Annotated in this window: 14 protein-coding genes; 4 read left to right on the top strand and 10 right to left on the bottom strand. The window is 52.9% G+C overall.

From position 1 onward, the window contains the following. Positions 1-3 precede the first annotated feature (3 nt). The 7 genes from porM to sucD form a co-directional block, all read right to left on the bottom strand. A complete protein-coding gene (porM, locus tag ABD931_RS07695) occupies positions 4-1,599 on the bottom strand; it encodes a type IX secretion system motor protein PorM/GldM (RefSeq protein WP_345265619.1) in 1,596 nt (531 codons plus the stop codon). Between the two features lie 129 nt (positions 1,600-1,728). Beyond that, positions 1,729-2,544 (bottom strand): type IX secretion system motor protein PorL/GldL, encoded by an 816-nt coding sequence (gene porL, locus ABD931_RS07690; RefSeq protein ID WP_345265617.1) that lies wholly within the window; start codon positions 2,542-2,544, stop codon positions 1,729-1,731. Between the two features lie 50 nt (positions 2,545-2,594). Next, a complete protein-coding gene (gene porK / locus ABD931_RS07685) occupies positions 2,595-3,698 on the bottom strand; it encodes a T9SS ring complex lipoprotein PorK/GldK (protein ID WP_345265615.1) in 1,104 nt (367 codons plus the stop codon). Positions 3,699-3,958: 260 nt separating this feature from the next. Then, positions 3,959-4,918 (bottom strand): PorP/SprF family type IX secretion system membrane protein, encoded by a 960-nt coding sequence (locus ABD931_RS07680; RefSeq protein WP_345265612.1) that lies wholly within the window; start codon positions 4,916-4,918, stop codon positions 3,959-3,961. Between the two features lie 138 nt (positions 4,919-5,056). Next, complete coding sequence (locus tag ABD931_RS07675; RefSeq protein WP_345265610.1) at positions 5,057-5,842, bottom strand: uroporphyrinogen-III synthase; 786 nt, start codon at positions 5,840-5,842, stop codon at positions 5,057-5,059. A 42-nt stretch (positions 5,843-5,884) separates the two neighbouring features. Then, positions 5,885-7,060 carry a DUF4271 domain-containing protein gene (locus ABD931_RS07670; protein WP_345265608.1) on the bottom strand — a complete coding sequence of 392 codons (1,176 nt, stop codon included), beginning with the start codon at positions 7,058-7,060 and terminating at the stop codon, positions 5,885-5,887. A gap of 101 nt (positions 7,061-7,161) precedes the next feature. Then, positions 7,162-8,040 (bottom strand): succinate--CoA ligase subunit alpha, encoded by an 879-nt coding sequence (gene sucD, locus ABD931_RS07665; RefSeq protein ID WP_345265606.1) that lies wholly within the window; start codon positions 8,038-8,040, stop codon positions 7,162-7,164. 216 nt (positions 8,041-8,256) lie between these two features. Here sucD and ABD931_RS07660 point away from each other — a divergent pair, with 216 nt between their 5' ends. Together ABD931_RS07660 and ABD931_RS07655 are read left to right on the top strand one after the other, a co-directional pair. Next, positions 8,257-8,832: a hypothetical protein gene (locus ABD931_RS07660; RefSeq protein WP_345265604.1), complete on the top strand. Its 576-nt coding sequence runs from the start codon at positions 8,257-8,259 to the stop codon at positions 8,830-8,832. A 69-nt stretch (positions 8,833-8,901) separates the two neighbouring features. Further along, entirely contained in the window at positions 8,902-9,963 is a 1,062-nt protein-coding gene (locus tag ABD931_RS07655) for a DNA topoisomerase IB (RefSeq protein WP_345265602.1), read from the top strand. A gap of 45 nt (positions 9,964-10,008) precedes the next feature. On the opposite strand, the gene ABD931_RS07650 is transcribed toward ABD931_RS07655, so the two are convergent. Both ABD931_RS07650 and ABD931_RS07645 read right to left on the bottom strand, forming a co-directional pair. Further along, positions 10,009-11,382 carry a TolC family protein gene (locus ABD931_RS07650; RefSeq protein WP_345265600.1) on the bottom strand — a complete coding sequence of 458 codons (1,374 nt, stop codon included), beginning with the start codon at positions 11,380-11,382 and terminating at the stop codon, positions 10,009-10,011. Positions 11,383-11,496: 114 nt separating this feature from the next. After that, complete coding sequence (locus ABD931_RS07645; RefSeq protein WP_345265599.1) at positions 11,497-12,390, bottom strand: HAEPLYID family protein; 894 nt, start codon at positions 12,388-12,390, stop codon at positions 11,497-11,499. 132 nt (positions 12,391-12,522) lie between these two features. Between ABD931_RS07645 and ABD931_RS07640 the strand changes: the two genes are divergently transcribed. Both ABD931_RS07640 and ABD931_RS07635 read left to right on the top strand, forming a co-directional pair. Continuing rightward, on the top strand, positions 12,523-14,154 hold the full coding sequence (locus ABD931_RS07640) for an amidohydrolase (RefSeq protein ID WP_345265596.1): 1,632 nt from the start codon (positions 12,523-12,525) through the stop codon (positions 14,152-14,154). Positions 14,155-14,260: 106 nt separating this feature from the next. Then, positions 14,261-14,923, top strand: coding sequence for a hypothetical protein (locus tag ABD931_RS07635; protein ID WP_345265595.1), 663 nt, complete (start codon positions 14,261-14,263; stop codon positions 14,921-14,923). 89 nt (positions 14,924-15,012) lie between these two features. On the opposite strand, the gene ABD931_RS07630 is transcribed toward ABD931_RS07635, so the two are convergent. Further along, a complete protein-coding gene (locus ABD931_RS07630; protein WP_345265593.1) occupies positions 15,013-16,152 on the bottom strand; it encodes an acyl-CoA dehydrogenase in 1,140 nt (379 codons plus the stop codon). Between the last annotated feature and the right edge of the window lie 235 nt (positions 16,153-16,387).

Here is a 16,387-nt window from a genome sequence, read left to right as displayed (position 1 = left end):
AACTTAGTTCAACGGAATGTTATAGATCGGACGGCCCATCGGCACCTCACTGATTTCACCCCGGAAATTGCGACGCTGTACACCTTCTACCTCTACTACATACCGATCACCGGGCTGCGCTTCAGCAGCTAATGAACCCAGAGAACCGCCACCGGAGCCTAAGGTAACCGGATTACCTACCCGCCGTGAACCACGGGCTAAGGATACCGTAATGCTGGATACGCGGAAGTTGGCGTCATCCGGTGAGTAGTTACGGAAACTTTCGTCGGCAATCGCCTGCACCCGAACACTACGGACAGCAGACGCAGGCATACCCCGGCGTTCGTCTATTTTTGAGCCGCCAGCATATACTTCCAGCGTAGGTCGAGGCACACGATTCACGCGGAAGCGCTCGGTACCTAACAAGTTTCCACCATTGCTGATATTCAACGCTACCTGAGCCGAACTTGGCACAATAGTAATTTTACCCCGCTCACCGCCCGATAATACATCAGCCCCATTGGCCGAGAAGTTCGGGTTCCACAAGGCACCTAACTGCGGACTCTGGATGCTGAGTTTGTTGGCACAACCCAGGTACAGGGGCGGCATGGTACCGGTTTCGATCTGGTAAGACGGTTTGGCGACAAAGTACTCCTGCTGCAGGGGAACGGTTTTCACTTCGCCATTAGGAGCCTGATACGAGATAGAACCTGTCAGCACCCGACGGGCCAGACCGTTCTTATCGTACGCGCCACCCTGGGCGGTAAATTCAATCAATCCACGGCCATCCTGCACCCGTACGGCACCGCCGTTCAGGCTCATCCGCGGAGTTACCCCCGAAGAAGAAGCCGCCAGGAACATTTCGCCTTTCACTTTCGTGCCGGCTACCACCACTTTGGACTCCATGCTCAGCATGGCCATAATTTTATCGAATTTCACATCCTGCGCCCCCACTTTCGAGGCCAGCACATCCAGTACCTGACCCTCCATCCGGCGGATGTCCATCTGCCGCTGGCTCAATACAGCCAGGGCTGCCGGTACCGGTGTCTGGGCAAAGTTCAGTTCGGCAAAATCTTTGTTGCGCTGCTCCGGAGCCCGGCTCGCGATGGGATCATCCTTAGCATCCATCGCCAGCGACGGAAACTTTTCGGTAGTGTACTTCGACAACTGCTGCACATAATTGTTCAGCTTGTTTTTCATATCGTACGCTACGCCATTTTTGTTGCCGCCAATCATAATAATGGCGACTTTCTCTTCTTCACTTGGGTTTTTAATGTTCCCCTGCTCGTCTAGGCCACCACCTGCTTCGGTAATCAGCCGCTGTTTTACAGCATCAATCTCACTGACGAGGCCCGATGTTATCTGGCGAACTTCTTCAGCCTGTTTAACAATTGCGAGGTCGGCCGCCCGGTTTCCGGACTTTTCAACGGTAGCTTTGATGTTTTGTAAGGTGCCCTGGTTTACCCGGTTAGCGGCCCCCGTAGACGTCTCTAAACTGTTGTTGAGCAGGATGAATTTCTCCAGCAAGGCCGAGCTAACCTGTAAGGCCAGCATTGCGGTCAATACCAGATACATCATCCCGATCATTTTCTGACGGGGTGTCTCTTTTGCGCCTGCCATAAATTATGGTACTTGTTACTTTTGAGTGTTACGTTTGACGTTTAAGGTTTAACGTTTGAGGTTTAACTTGAAATTGGCGGGGCCAACGTTAAACCTTAAACTTCAAACCTCAAACGTATTATTAGAAGATTATTGCCCCCGCATGGCCGTCAGCATGCTGCCGTATACGTTGTTCAGGGAAGCCAGGTTGCTGGTCAGCTTGGCCATTTCGTTCTTAAACTGCTGTGCGTCGCGGCTGGCATCGGCCATGTTTTCCATAGCGGTCGTCAGATTGCCGTAGAATGCGTTCATCGCTTTCAGGTGTTTGTTGGTATCCTGAAGCTCCAGTTCGTATACGGCATTCAGCGCGCCCATGCTCTGGGTAATTTTCTGGAACTGCGACCGGTAGTCTTTGGCATCCGTTGTAGCATCGGCCATTGAGTTCATGGCGGTGATGGCTACCCCGTATGACTTGTTCATATCGTTGATTGACTGAGCCGCCGTTTTTACGTTACGGGCATATTCATTGGTTGCTACGGTTGCATCGGTAATATCCGTCAGTTTAGAAACGGTATCGTTCAGGCTGCGAAAGCCGGTACCCAGGCGTTCGAACACATCCGGCGTTACTTTCGCATCAGCCAGCATCTTGTCCAACCCAACGGTCAGGCCATTGCTCTGGCCGTTAGATTTGGCCCGTGATGGCAGTTCACCCTGAAAATCTTCAGCTAATTCGGGATATACGCGGGTCCAGTCCGGCTCTTTCTGAGTTGGCTGGGCAAATGTTTGAATGGCATATAGGGCAAAGATGGCGGCCTCAACCGAAAGACCAATAGTAAGCATAGTTCCACCACCTTCCCAGTGTTGTATTTTAAACAGAGCGCCTAAAACCACCACAGCCGCTCCTAAGCTATACGCAGTTGGCAAAAATTTGTCAAAGAAAAAATTTGAACCGTTACTCTTAGCCATGTTACAAAAATTGAATTGGGATGTATTGAATTGTATGTTTGATTAGGTGATTAACGACGTTTTGCGTTAGAACGAACACCCCGGTTACGGGCAGCGGCCGTCCGGCCTTCCAGGTTATCCATCACACACCGGAAACCGATGTACGAGCGCTTCTGATCTTCATATTCATAATAACGGGTTCCTGTCTCGAGGTAGTAGGCAATATCCTTCCAGGAACCACCCCGCACCACTTTACGCGGCTCATCGGGGTTCTGGTTATCCGGGTTCATATCCCAGACAATGGCGTTTGAGTTTTCGGCGAAGGCGTCGCGGCACCATTCGGCTACGTTACCGGCCATGTTATATAGCCCATAATCGTTTGGATTGTAGGCATTAGCCGGGGCGGTATACGGGTAGCCATCGGCATCAAAATTACCCCGCTGCGGTTTAAAGTTGGCCAGATAGCACCCTTTACCGTTTGCTACGTAAGGGTTACCCCAGGGGTATTTGGCACCGGGTTTACCACCACGGGCGGCCCACTCCCACTCGGCTTCTGACGGCAGGCGGAAGCGCGGAGACTGCACCATACCTTCTTTGGTACGGTAATCATTGTAGAGATTGGTACGCCACTGGCAGAAATGCTGCGCCGACCGCCAGCTCACGCCCACCACCGGATAGGTATCAAATGCCGGATGCGCAAAATAGTACTCCAGCATGGGGTCACCGTTATGGTAGGTAAAGTCATTTTTCCAGACGGTAGTATCCGGGTAATACTTCGCAATGATTTCTTCTTCGCCCATCACCGATACCGAGTCGGCAAGCAGGGCGTTTACATACTGCCGGTACTCATGGTTGGTGATTTCCGTATCGTCCATGTAGAATGAACTGATCGTCACCCGGCGGTTCATGTTAATCTGGGTAGCCGCCACATCTTCGTCGGCCTGACCCATGATAAACGAACCGGACGGAATGAGCACCATTCCATAGGGGGTAGTTTGCTTATACCCTTTCCGGGCAGTGGCGGTAACTTCACCGTTGGTAATACCGACGTCGCCACTTTTCCCTTTACCGCCACCAAACTTTGACTTCAAAAACCCGCAACCCTGCATGAGCAGAACCGTAGCCGCGACCAGGAACACACGAGTTGCGTAAATGGTATAACCGTTGTACTTCATAATTGTAGGGTACATTAAGAACCTGTGCAAGACCTGTCTAAAAACGAAAATCCGTTAGGTTATTGTATGATTACTTTTTTTTTGGTTAAAAACGAAATTCAGACTGCCAAACGTATGTTTTAGGCCAACTACGGTTGCTTCTTTTTATGGGGTAACTCTTCCCAAAAATACAACCTTTGCCGCAAACAGCCTAACAATAAGGGTGCCAAATTGTTAGGCGCACAAAATCACTTCCGGACAGCCTTCTGTTTTTTAATGATTTAATACCGAAACCGGGGCGTACGGACAATAGGCTTCCGGCGGGGGTCCGGTGCCGGCAACGAATAGCTGAGTAACACTTCGTGGGAGGTCGGGCTTTTTACATCACGCCCGCCAACCGTAAAATCAAAGGCATATCCGAACCGTAAGGCATTGTTCCGCAGCATACTCAGGCCAATGGTGGCAATGAGCGCGTCCTGTTGCCGGTATGATAAGCCGGCCCAGTACCGGTTTTCATACGTTGCAATCACACTTCCTTCTACCGATACCGTATTCAGGTCGGTTTTGACCAGTACCGAGGGCTGCACATCCAGATCATAGCCGATTCCGAGCCGGTAGCCCCCCGTCAGGTAGGCTGTGCGGGTCTGCGGGTTGGTTGCCCGCTCGGCTCCCAGCCGGTAGGCGGCCTGATTGATATGCATCATACTAATCCCAAACCAGTAATCCGTTGTGTTATAATACACGCCGGCTCCGAGGTCGGGCTGGGTTTGAGCAATCCGGCCCGCCGGAATCAGCGGATCAGGATTCTCCCGCGCACGCAGCCGTCCGTAATCAATCGCTTTGCTGTATACTCCACCCTGCACGCCCAGCGACAGCGTGCCGTTTTTAAGTGCCATCCGGTACGCATACGACACCTGTAGCGCCTGGTTGACCATCGGGCCGAGCCGGTCGTTCATCACATACAAACCCACTCCGCTGTTAAACCGCGCCAGGGGCATATTAAAGGCGAACAACTGCGTACTTGGCGCGCCACCATCGTCGAAGGTAGGCTGGTACCCGGCCCACTGCGTCCGGTGCATAAGCTGAAAGCGCGTAACGCCTTCGGAGCCGGCTGCGGCCGGGTTCAGATACAGTGGGTTAAACATGTACATACTAAACTGGGGATCCTGCTGCCCGAAGGCAGCGCGGCCCGTCAGCAGCATGAACAGAACGATAGCAGAACAGTAAAGCGTACGAATCATATAGAGCCGAAGCGAATGGTGCAATTGATAAAATTTAGCCTTTGCCGGCAGTTTATCAAGTTAACGCCGGATCTCCAAAATTATTGAGACAAAAAAAGAGGCTGGGCACCCGGCCCAGCCTCTACATAACATTGCTGTTTACAGATTGTTGGCTTTTTTGATGTACAACTCCAGGGCCCCGGTCATAGACGGTGCATTGGGCAGCGGGGCCTGAATATCAAGGATCAGTCCGGCATCGGTAACAGCTTTGGCAGTTGTTGGTCCAAAAGCCGCCAAGCGGATTCCGTTCTGCTTGAACTCCGGGAAATTGGCAAACAGGGACGTAACGCCCGAAGGGCTGAAGAACGCAATAATATCGAAACTATAAATGGCCAGATCCGATACGTCCGACGATACGGTCTCGTACATTACAGCCTCGGTGAAATGCAGCCCGCTGGTATCCATAAACTCCGGAATATCGTTGCGCCGGATATTGGAGCACGGAAACAGGAATTTTTCGTTCTTGTGTTTCTTGATCAGGTCAAATAATTCGGATGCCGTTTTCGTACCCGAAAAAATCTTCCGTTTCCGAATCACAATATACTTCTGCAGGTAATTGGCCGTTTGCTCAGAAATACAGAAGTACTTCATATCGGCCGGCACTTCAATGCGGGCCTCCTGACAAATGCGGAAGAAATGATCGATGGCATTCCGGCTGGTGAAAATAATAGCCGTATGATCGAGAATAGTGACTTTTTGCTTACGGAAATCTTTGTACGATACGCCGTCGATCTGGATAAAAGGTCTGAACTCAATATGTAAATTGTACTTACTGGCTAAGTCAAAATAAGGCGAATTGGCATCAGCCGGTCTGGATTGGGAAATCAGGATAGTGGATACTTTTGTCATCCGCTCCTGCGCATTCTGCGTGCTTGTTTCGTTCATTGAATACACCTCGTTTAGGGGTCGAAGCTGAACCCGGTTGCCTTACAGCGCGAACCGCACACCGATTATCAGCGGGATCAATTCAATGATGCAAAGGTACGAAAATAAATAGAGATTTTTAATGGGGGTTACATTTGTGATCACCAGATACAGCAGGGCCAGCCGCGCCAGGTAAAACGTAACGAACGGAACCATCAGGTAGGTATTTAGCCAGGAAATATCGGGCACATTATACGTAATCACCGTCAGGATAGCAACTACACCGGTAAAGAACAACAGCGACGACTGCAACGCCTTGAAATAGTGAATATTAGTAATACCCTCCAGCCGGTACAGGTTTCCGAGCGCATACAATACAAAGTACTTACCCAGCAGCAGCACAAACGCAATGGCGCTGATTAAAAAGAAATCGGCAATGAGTTCGGGGAGTTGCTGACCAGGAAGCAACAGCGACCGCGACGAGAATAAATTGATATTCCGGCTTTGGACAAACATGATCAGAAAAGCCGCCACAAAGCTCAGATTCAGCAGAAAAAGCATGGTAATCCGGCTCAACGGCTTATTAATCAGGAAGGTTTCTTCCCGAACCCGCAGCGAAAACAGATCCCGGATGCTATAAAAGCGCAGAAAAGCCCGCCGGTTGAAACTATACAGAAAGGCGTGGGTGGCCAGCAAAAACACCAGACATAGCCCGAAAAAATCGTCGAATACCGATGACGGCCGGGGCCGGATACTCAGCCCCTCATCGCTGAGCACAACCGGGGTTTCCGTAGCCGATTTAGGGTAGCCCAGGTAGAGTTGTTTGCCCTCAATACCTGGCGTGCCGTATAGGGTCAGAAAAATTTCCGGCTGATGATAGATCTGGTACAGACTATCAATATTCAGCACCAGCCACTGCCTGGCGGGCAGTTTACGCTGAAGAGCCGCGTTGATAAACAGGTAAGCATCTTTCTGCGACGACAGCAGAATGCTGTAGTGGCGGTTACTCTCCAGATCGATAAAAACACTCGTTGCCGGAATCGTGCTGTGCTGCTCGTTCAGGTAAGGCACATAGGTCCTGTATGACTCGTCGTAGACCAGATAATCGTCCCGGAAGTCGTAAACGGGGTAAAAACTCCGGTCGGGGCCAATGCCCTCCTGTGCCTGTGCCAGTACCCCAACCGTCAGGCCGAGCCACGCCACCCATGTAATCCAGAATCCCTTTTTTCCAGCCGGCATACAAAAAAGCCGGAACGACTACACCGTTCCGGCTACACAAAAATACGTAAAACTTCACATTATAAATTACCAGGTAGTCGTACTTACCGGATAAACCAGTATCAGGCCCGGCCCAGCGCCTTCAGCATCGTCTCGCCGATCAGCGCCGGTGACTCAACCACGTGAATACCGCATTCGCGCATGATGGCCATTTTGGCGGCCGCCGTGTCGTCGGCTCCCCCGATAATGGCACCGGCATGGCCCATCCGGCGGCCTTTCGGCGCAGTCTGGCCGGCAATAAACCCAACAACCGGTTTGTGGTTACCGTTCTCTTTTATCCAGCGGGCGGCCTCGGCTTCCATACCACCCCCAATTTCACCAATCATGACAATGCCTTCCGTTTCGGAGTCGTTCATCAGCAGCTCAACGGCCTCGCGGGTAGTGGTGCCAATAATCGGGTCCCCGCCGATACCAATGGCCGTAGTTTGTCCCAGACCGGCTTTGGTCAGCTGGTCAACGGCTTCGTAGGTGAGCGTTCCGGATTTAGAGACAATACCAATGGTGCCTTTTTTGAAAATAAAGCCCGGCATAATGCCTACTTTACATTCTTCGGCGGTCATAACCCCCGGGCAGTTGGGGCCGATCAGCCGGACCTCTTTGCCGTGCAGGTAATTCTTCACGGCCACCATATCCTTTGTCGGAATACCTTCTGTAATACAAACGATTACCTTGATACCGGCATCGGCAGCCTCCATAATGGCATCGGCCGCAAAAGCAGGCGGCACAAAAATGATGGAAACATCGGCCTGGGTTTGCTCTACGGCATCTCGGACGGTATTAAACACCGGCCGGTCGAGGTGCGTCTGCCCGCCTTTTCCGGGCGTTACTCCGCCGACTACGTTAGTACCGTATTCCAGCATCTGCTGCGCGTGGAAGCTCCCCTCGGAGCCGGTAAATCCCTGAACTATGACCTTCGAGTTTCGATTGACTAAAACACTCATGACAGTTGGTAGATCGTTGGCGATAATTTTTCGCGGAAGAAGGACTTTGTAAAACTGGCGTAAAAGTAGAGCGAAACTGCCAAAGTACAAAAGTATTATCCAGACTAACACACCAACCGGCCTTTGGATTTGGTTATACTAAAAGACGGCAGGTGGTCTGTGCGTAGTATACCAGCCCGGCGATTTTCTTTTACGGATAAAACCCTAACGGACGAGATGATTTTTTCGCATGTACTTTCTGAAGCAGTCCTGGCGAGTACCGGTTTTGGCGTTTTCTGGCACTACTACCAGCGCATGGCCCGGTACAACCGAATCTTGTGGGGCTTCTTTCTGCTTACCATATCGCTGGCAGCCGTGGCGGGTTTGCTGTGGTTTGCCGGCTACCAGGCTATCGGGCAACTCTACCACGCCTTAATTACGCTGGCCGGCAGTCTGGGCATCGTCAGCGTTGTGACGGCCGTCTGGGCGTTGCTCAATAACCTCACCCTGGGCGTGTTCAGTTTTGCCGTGACGCTGGTGCTAGGCCTGTTCCTGTTTATTCTTCTCCGTCTGCCCCCCATTAGTGATTTTGCGCCGGTTGTAACGGCGCTATCCATCCTGGTAGTCATGCTGATGGCCGTTTACGGCCTGATGCGCCGTAACCCCCGCTCTGTCTGGATTATTTTTGCCGTGATGCTGCTGGGCCTTTCTACCAAAGCGCCTTCGTTTTATCGGTACATTCACCCTACTGATTTTTACCATTATACGGTTGCTCTTTCGCTGCTTTGTTTCGGCAAAGCCGCCGAGGTGTAACCGTGTTTAAAACTTCCGCATATGGCAACCCGTTATTAGCAGGTCAACGATGACTTGCTTTTCTTTTTTATGAATTTACTGGAACTAGCCGGCAACCCGGTGAAAGCGGCAAAGGCCGTTAAGCTGGTGTATGTGAGTGATACAATGCCGGGCATCAGCCGACGGCAGGCAGGTGACCACTTTGTGTATGCCGATACCAATGGGCAGGAAATAAGCGATGAAGATACCCTGACCCGCATCCGAAAAATGGCGCTCCCCCCCGCCTGGACCAACGTCTGGATCTGCGCCAAACCCAACGGCCATTTGCAGGCTACCGGCATTGATGCCAAAGGCCGCAAGCAATACCGCTACCATACGCAATGGAATGCGATCCGGAGCGAAACCAAGTTCTTTCGGATGATTGCCTTCGGCGAAAAGCTGCCGCTGCTCCGTGCCCGCATCGCCAAAGACCTGAAGCACCGGGCACTCACCCGCGAAAAAGTAATTGCTATTGCCCTAAGCGTTATGGAGCAGACGCTGATCCGGGTGGGTAATGCGTCGTATGAAAAAGAATACGGCTCCTACGGCCTGACAACCCTCAAAGACCGGCACGTCAGGACCGAAGGCAGCGCCATCCGGTTTGCGTTCAAAGGCAAAAAAGGTATTTACCACGACATAACCGTCCGGGATCGCCGACTAGCCAACCTGGTAAAGGCCTGCCGCGACATCCCCGGCCGCGAACTGTTTCAGTACTACGACGAAGCCGGTGAGCGCCGAAGCCTCGACTCGGGCATGGTGAATGAGTACCTGAAAGAGACGATGGGTGATGATTTTTCAGCCAAAGACTTTCGCACCTGGGCGGGTACCGTCAATGCCCTCCGGCTGCTGGTTGACCTGAAACCCTGTGATTCGGAGAAAGAGCTGAAAAAAAATGTAAACTCCGTGCTGGATGACGTATCGCACCGCCTGGGCAATACCCGTACCATCTGCCGGAAGCACTACGTTCATCCGCAAATTCTGGACGCTTACGAGTGTCAGGACCTCAATCCGTACATTCGCAACAAAAACCGCTACCGCCAGACGAGCCCGTACGGCCTCGACGGCACCGAAAAGCTCCTGCTGCAGTTTCTGAAAGACCAGGTTAAGAGTTAAGAATTATGAGTTAAAAAGCTCGCGCAAGCAATAACTCTTAACTATCTACCGCACATTCTGCACAATGGTGCTGCTCAGGCGGAGGAGTTCGATTTCGGCAGCTTTGGCGTTGAACTCGGCGTCGATGAGCCGGGTTTGGGCGGCTACGGCGTTCCGCTGCACATCCCGGAATTCAACGGCGGTGGAGTTGCCGACCCGGTAGCGCTCGTAGGCAATATCGACGTTCTGGATGGCAATCTGGTAGTTCAGGACCTCCAGATTAACCAGCTTCAGGCTGTTCTGGTACTGGTTGAAGGTCTGCTCCAGTTGCGATTGGAGTTGAAGCCGCTGGTTGGCCTCCTGATACTCAGCCGTCAGGGAGTTGATTTTGGCGTTCTGGATCAGCCGTCGCTGGTTGAACCCGTTGAAAATGGGCACGGCAATCCGGATGCCGTACGTCAGCACATCGTTCCGGGCCTGGCGGATACCGAAGCCGGCTTCGTTGTTCTGGGCAATAAAGTTATAGTTGGCCAGCAGATCTACCTGGGGTAGTTGCTGGGCCTGCAGCAGGCGAATGTCGTGGTAGGCTACCCGGCGGTTCAGCGCGGCCGTTACCAGTTGCGGATTGTTGGCCAGCACCGATTGCCGCAGGTTCTCCAGCACCAGGTCTGGGCGGACAATAATGGTATCCCGCACGGCAAATTCTGTATTAGGATCGCGCACCAGCAGGGTATTCAGAACAACTTTGGCGTTACGCACCGCCTGTTCCTGCGCCAGGTAGGCGGCACTGTCGGCGTTATAGTCAACCTGAGCGCTCAGAAAATCAACTTTCGAGCGGGTACCAACTTCGTAATTCGCACGGGCCAGTTCGAGCCGGTCGCCCGATATTTCGAGTGCCTGCCGGAACGCCACCAGCCGCTGGAGCTGCCGGATTACATCGTAGTAGCTGGTAGCAATATCGGCAACGGTGGCTTCTACATTAGCGCGGGTATTGGCTTCGCTCAGCCGCACCAGTTCATTCAGCCGGTCGTAGGCAACAAACATACCCAGGCCGTTGAAAATGGTCCATTGCACAACAGGTCCAACGGTCAGGTTATTGTTGTTCACCCCATAGATGCGCTGGGGCGGCTGCAGGGCATTAAAAAACTCCTGCCGCAGGTTCTGCTTAATGTAGTTTCGCTGAAGCTGAGCCGAGACTAACGGGAAAAACCCGGCATTACCGAACGTGTTGTTATTGTTGGCAATCCGTTCCTGAGCGCGGGCAATCCGGATAGCATAATTTTTCTCCAGGGCGGAGGCAATTGCGTCTGCCAGGGTAATCTGTTCGCCCTGTTGCACCAAAACAGTTTGCTGAACCGCCCGCTGAGCCGGGTTTTGTAATGCCTGGGCTACAAGAACGTATGGAAAGACAAACAAAGAGAAAACAAACAAGAAGCGCATCCGTGCAAAATAGTTGTAGTTAACGGTCAAAGTTACACTTTATCTGACCACGCCTACAAATAAGAAGCGGCAAAGAATTATATACTTGAATTTTTTGCAGATTTCCGGCAGCGCTCACCCGACAAATACCGGCTTGCGGTTTTTATGGGACGGCTCGTAAATGATACGCAGAAACGAGCTGAGTCGCTGGTTCTGCCGGCTGAAGGGTATACCCGCCACAATACCGATCAGCAGGTTATCGGTGATGCCTAACCGAAGCTGCGGCCGGGCTACGCCATTCAGTCGGCCATGCTCTATTTGCTTGTTGAGTTCAACCCCCAGAAAGTTCCGGGTGCCGGGAATCATCAGGTGGAAATTGGTATTGATTTCGTAGACATTATGCCATTTTCGGCTGCCGAACAACCGCTCAAAGCGCGGACCGGTATAGATCAGCGTATGGAAATTGTTCCCCCACCGTTTGGCAGCAATAAAAAACGGATTGAACTCATTGCCCATCAGCACCGGCTCTATGCGCCAGCGTGCCAGATCGGCAAATTTCAGTTCGTTGATATAGCCGACAGCTAAGGTGGTCTTCAGCCGCTCCGATACTAGAAAGGACCATTGCACTGCCGTTTTCAGGCTCTCAATCCGGTCGGAAGGGCGGCTCTGATTCGGCTCGTTCAGGGCATAAACGGTAACCGGTATTTCTACCTCTAAGCCCAGGCGATTTATAGGAGCAAATTCGTACTCGATCAGCGCCTGATAGGTATCAAACCGGAGGTTGTCGGTTAGTCCCAGGCCCACGTTCCATTCCCGCTCCCCTTTCCGGGCACCCAGATCCCGAATCAGGTCGATGTACAGCGGCTCGGCATGAAGCACCTTATCAGGCTCTTTCCGGTTCTCTACCTCATAAATATACCGGCTGTCCAGTTCCTGATTGGTGAGCCTGAGGGAGTCGGCCAAAACCTGAGAAAACACGCGTATGGAGCTACCTGCCACCAGAAAACAAAGGAGTACGAACTGTTTCATAACGTAATCAGATTTGATAAAGCGCATTATCCGGTAAACGAACAGCGACTGAACAGATTACCCGGATCAGGTAATTTTGCCGGATTCCCTCACTTCTTTTGCTTACTTTTAGCCTGTTTTAACAGACCCACGATGAAAAAAACGCATTACCTGCTACTTGTATCAACGCTCCTTCTGGCGAGTTGTTCAACGAAGAAAAAAGCCGACCTGATCGTCCGGAACGCTACCGTTTATACCGTCGACTCCACCTTTAGCACGGCTCAGGCCTTTGCCGTACAGGACGGCAAATTCCTGGCCGTCGGCTCCACAGACGATATTTTGAACCAATATGAAGCCGACAGTGTGGCCGACCTCGGCGGCAAGCCCGTTTATCCCGGCTTTTACGACCCCCACGCCCATTTTATGGGACTCGGGCAGGTACTTGACCAGGCCGACCTGGTGGGTGCCGCTTCGTACGATCAAGTGATTCAGCGATTGAAAGACTACGCCCAAAAACACCCCGACGCAATGTGGATCATTGGCCGGGGCTGGGATCAGAACGACTGGCCGGAGAAGCGCTTTCCCACCAAAGCCAAACTGGATGCCGCCTTTCCGAACATACCGGTAGCCCTCACCCGCGTTGATGGTCATGCCATGCTGGTAAACACAAAGGCCATGCGACTGGCGCAGCTTACCAGCGGCTCTCAGGTAGCGGGTGGTGAGGTAGTGCTGGAAAACGGACAGCCTACCGGTGTATTGGTCGATAATGCCATGCAACTGGTCCGGCGGGTGATTCCGCAGCCGGACGCTGCCGACAAAGAGCGGATGCTGCTGGCGGCCCAGAAGGTTTGCCTGTCGCACGGCCTCACCACCGTGTCGGATGCCGGCCTGAACCGGTCCGATATTGAACTCGTAGAACGGCTCCAGCAAGAAGGCAAGCTCAAGATCCGGGACTATGTGATGATTAGCCTTGGCGAGCCCAACCTGGATTATTACCTGAAACGGGGGCCCTTCCAGACCGACCGGCTGACGGTGCGCTCGTTCAAACTCTACGCCGATGGTGCCCTGGGCTCCCGCGGTGCCTGCCTCCGTGCCCCCTACAGCGACCGGCCCGGCACCCAGGGTTTCCTGTTGCTAAGCCCAACCGAACTGGAGCGCATTCTGACCCTGCTGGCCGACAGTAAATTTCAGGCCAACACCCACTGCATCGGCGACTCGGCCAACCACCTGATTCTGGGCCTGTACGGCAAGCTGCTGAAAACGCAGAACGACCGGCGCTGGCGCATTGAACACGCGCAGGTAGTGACGCCCGACGACTTCTGGAAATTCAACCGGTATTCGGTCATCCCGTCGGTACAGCCCACCCACGCCACCTCCGATATGTACTGGGCCGCCGACCGCCTGGGGCCGGTCAGGGTGAAGGGCGCCTACGCCTTCAACGACCTGATGAAGCAGAATGGCTATATCACCTTCGGCAGCGACTTTCCGGTGGAAGCCGTTAACCCTCTCTACGGTTTCCATGCCGCCGTAGCCCGCGTCGACGACAAAGGGTATCCGGCCGGTGGCTTCCAGATGGAAAACGCCGTTGACCGCACCGCTGCCCTGCGAGCCATGACCAGTTGGGCCGCCTACGCCAATTTTGAAGACCACCTGCGCGGCAGCATCCAGCCCGGCAAACAGGCCGATTTTGTGGTTATGGAGCAGGACATCCTGAAAATTCCCAACGAGCAGCTCCGCACCGCCAAAGTAGCGCAGACGTGGGTAGGCGGGGAACGGGTGTTTTAATTTGACGTTTGAGGTTTGCCGTTTACGAACAAGCCGGCAGCCGGTAGCACACTGGTTTGTACTTTTGCGTTGGTTAAGAAACTATCCATATCCACGCAGGAATATTATGAAACTAGTTGCCTTACTGACCGGCCTGCTCACCGGCACAGCCGCCTTTGCGCAATACCAGCCCCTGGGGGCCATCTCGTTCTGGACAGAGGGCTACGTGGTGACCCTGGAAAACGACACCATCCGGGGGCAGGTCCGCGTTGGAACCCTGGTCAATGATTCGCCCATGGGCATTGTTGTCCGAACAGACGACAACAAGAAAATTAACGTGAAAGGCAACCAGGTAAAGCTGCTGGCGCAGAAAATTCCGGAGTATGCCTATGCCACGGGCAGTATTCCCCGCAGCCGGAAAATGGTTGTTTTTGAACGGGTTGCCAATCCCAGACGCAACAACAAAGAAATGCTGATTGAACGACTGACCGTTCCGGGTGGCCGGATGGTGCTATACTTCGATGCGTCCGGCTGGAAATCAAGCAAAGGTTTCTCCTTTGGCGATTTCACCATCGAAACGCTGCCTAAAGATCTGAGCTATATCGTGCTGAAAAGCGACGGTAGCACAACGGTTGTTAAACGCGGTAATTTCGATGAAGCCCACGAGACCCTGTTCGGTGACTGTGCCGAGTTTGTTCGTCGGTACCCGGCCGCTACCCGCCGGGACTGGAGCCGCTTCGGTGATATGGTCGATGCCTACAACCAAAGCTGCTTCGTAGCCATAAACTAATCAGAGCTTATAACCGAAAGCGCCTGGCCTCGTGAGGACAGGCGCTTTCGGTTGTTTTATACCAGATAACCAATCTACAAATTAACCGGTCAACTCAACAACTGCCGAGAAATAACCAGCCGCTGAATTTCGCTGGTGCCCTCCCCAATGGTGCAGAGCTTGGCATCGCGGTAGTACCGCTCCACCGGAAAATCTTTGGTAAAGCCATAGCCGCCAAAGATCTGCACAGCCTCATTCGCCGTTTTCACGGCTACTTCCGACGCGTACAGCTTTGCCATAGCCGATTCTTTGGTTACCGGTTTGCCGGCATCTTTCAGGGCAGCCGCCTGGTAAGTCAGCAGTTTGGCGGCTTCAATTTCGGTGGCCAGATCAGCCAGTTTAAACTGGATAGCCTGGAAGCGGGCAATAGCCTGTCCGAACTGTTGCCGCTCCTGGGCATAGGCCAGTGCGTGCTCAAACGCACCGATGGCCAGACCCAGGCTCAGGGCTGCAATAGAAATCCGGCCACCGTCCAGAATCTTCAGCGACTGCACAAACCCTTCCCCCACCTCGCCCAGTCGCTGGCTATCCGGGATGCGGCAGTCCTGAAAAATCATTTCGGCGGTTTCCGACGCCCGCATGCCCAGCTTATCTTCTTTCTTACCGGCCGAAAAACCAGGTGTACCGCGCTCGACCACAAAGGCTGTTGCGTTGCGGGAGGTATTGGGCTCGCCGGTTCGGGCAATCACAACGGCTACGTTGCCGCTTTTGCCGTGGGTAATAAAGTTTTTTGCGCCATTCAGCACCCAATGGTCCCCATCCCGCACGGCGGTGGTCCGCATGTTCCCGGCATCGGAGCCGGTATTGGGCTCCGTCAGACCCCAGGCCCCTATCCACTCGCCCGTAGCCAGCCGGGGCAGGTACTGCTGCTTCTGATCTTCGTTGCCAAACATCAGAATATGGTTGGTACATAGCGAATTATGAGCCGCCATAGACAGGCCGATGGAGCCGTCTACCTTAGCCAGTTCCACAATAGCGGTTACGTATTCCTGATACTGCAGGCCGGCCCCCCCGTACTCGGCCGGTACCAGCACACCCATTAGGCCCAGTTCACCCAACTGATGAAAAACATCAATGGGAAAATACTGTTCCTCGTCCCACCGGCGTACATGGGGCTGAATATGACGGGCGGCAAAGTCACGCACCGTCTGCGCAATTAGTTCTTGGTTTTCTACAACTTCTGCAACCATAAGGCTTGGCAATGTCCGGGTAAATGATGAAGTGCTAATACAGTTATATCTGTAATATCACATAAATAACGTTTTGAGGCAAGTGCTTGTTATTAAGCGGAATCCCTGCAAAATGTTTACCGCTCACTAAGTTTAGCAGGGTCTCTCATCCCGAATAGTTATTTCAACCAAACCTTTGATTGTCAACAATATATCTGAAGCAACAACGTAAATCCTGCGATTTCCATCCATCAGA

The organism is Nibrella viscosa (genome assembly GCF_039541875.1).
Lineage (GTDB): Bacteria > Bacteroidota > Bacteroidia > Cytophagales > Spirosomataceae > Nibrella > Nibrella viscosa.
Note: the sequence above shows the minus strand (reverse complement) of the source record. Positions and strands in the feature narration are given on the sequence as shown.

What these genes read in the sequence shown, in the direction of transcription:
- ABD931_RS07675 (WP_345265610.1), bottom strand. Translation starts at nt 5,842, where the DNA reads ATGAACGAAACAAGCACGCAGAATGCGCAGGAGCGGATGACAAAAGTA.
- ABD931_RS07680 (WP_345265612.1), bottom strand. Translation starts at nt 4,918, where the DNA reads ATGATTCGTACGCTTTACTGTTCTGCTATCGTTCTGTTCATGCTGCTG.
- ABD931_RS07650 (WP_345265600.1), bottom strand. Translation starts at nt 11,382, where the DNA reads ATGCGCTTCTTGTTTGTTTTCTCTTTGTTTGTCTTTCCATACGTTCTT.
- ABD931_RS07635 (WP_345265595.1), top strand. Translation starts at nt 14,261, where the DNA reads ATGAAACTAGTTGCCTTACTGACCGGCCTGCTCACCGGCACAGCCGCC.
- porK (WP_345265615.1), bottom strand. Translation starts at nt 3,698, where the DNA reads ATGAAGTACAACGGTTATACCATTTACGCAACTCGTGTGTTCCTGGTC.
- ABD931_RS07640 (WP_345265596.1), top strand. Translation starts at nt 12,523, where the DNA reads ATGAAAAAAACGCATTACCTGCTACTTGTATCAACGCTCCTTCTGGCG.
- sucD (WP_345265606.1), bottom strand. Translation starts at nt 8,040, where the DNA reads ATGAGTGTTTTAGTCAATCGAAACTCGAAGGTCATAGTTCAGGGATTT.
- ABD931_RS07660 (WP_345265604.1), top strand. Translation starts at nt 8,257, where the DNA reads ATGATTTTTTCGCATGTACTTTCTGAAGCAGTCCTGGCGAGTACCGGT.
- ABD931_RS07630 (WP_345265593.1), bottom strand. Translation starts at nt 16,152, where the DNA reads ATGGTTGCAGAAGTTGTAGAAAACCAAGAACTAATTGCGCAGACGGTG.
- porL (WP_345265617.1), bottom strand. Translation starts at nt 2,544, where the DNA reads ATGGCTAAGAGTAACGGTTCAAATTTTTTCTTTGACAAATTTTTGCCA.
- ABD931_RS07645 (WP_345265599.1), bottom strand. Translation starts at nt 12,390, where the DNA reads ATGAAACAGTTCGTACTCCTTTGTTTTCTGGTGGCAGGTAGCTCCATA.
- porM (WP_345265619.1), bottom strand. Translation starts at nt 1,599, where the DNA reads ATGGCAGGCGCAAAAGAGACACCCCGTCAGAAAATGATCGGGATGATG.
- ABD931_RS07655 (WP_345265602.1), top strand. Translation starts at nt 8,902, where the DNA reads ATGAATTTACTGGAACTAGCCGGCAACCCGGTGAAAGCGGCAAAGGCC.
- ABD931_RS07670 (WP_345265608.1), bottom strand. Translation starts at nt 7,060, where the DNA reads ATGCCGGCTGGAAAAAAGGGATTCTGGATTACATGGGTGGCGTGGCTC.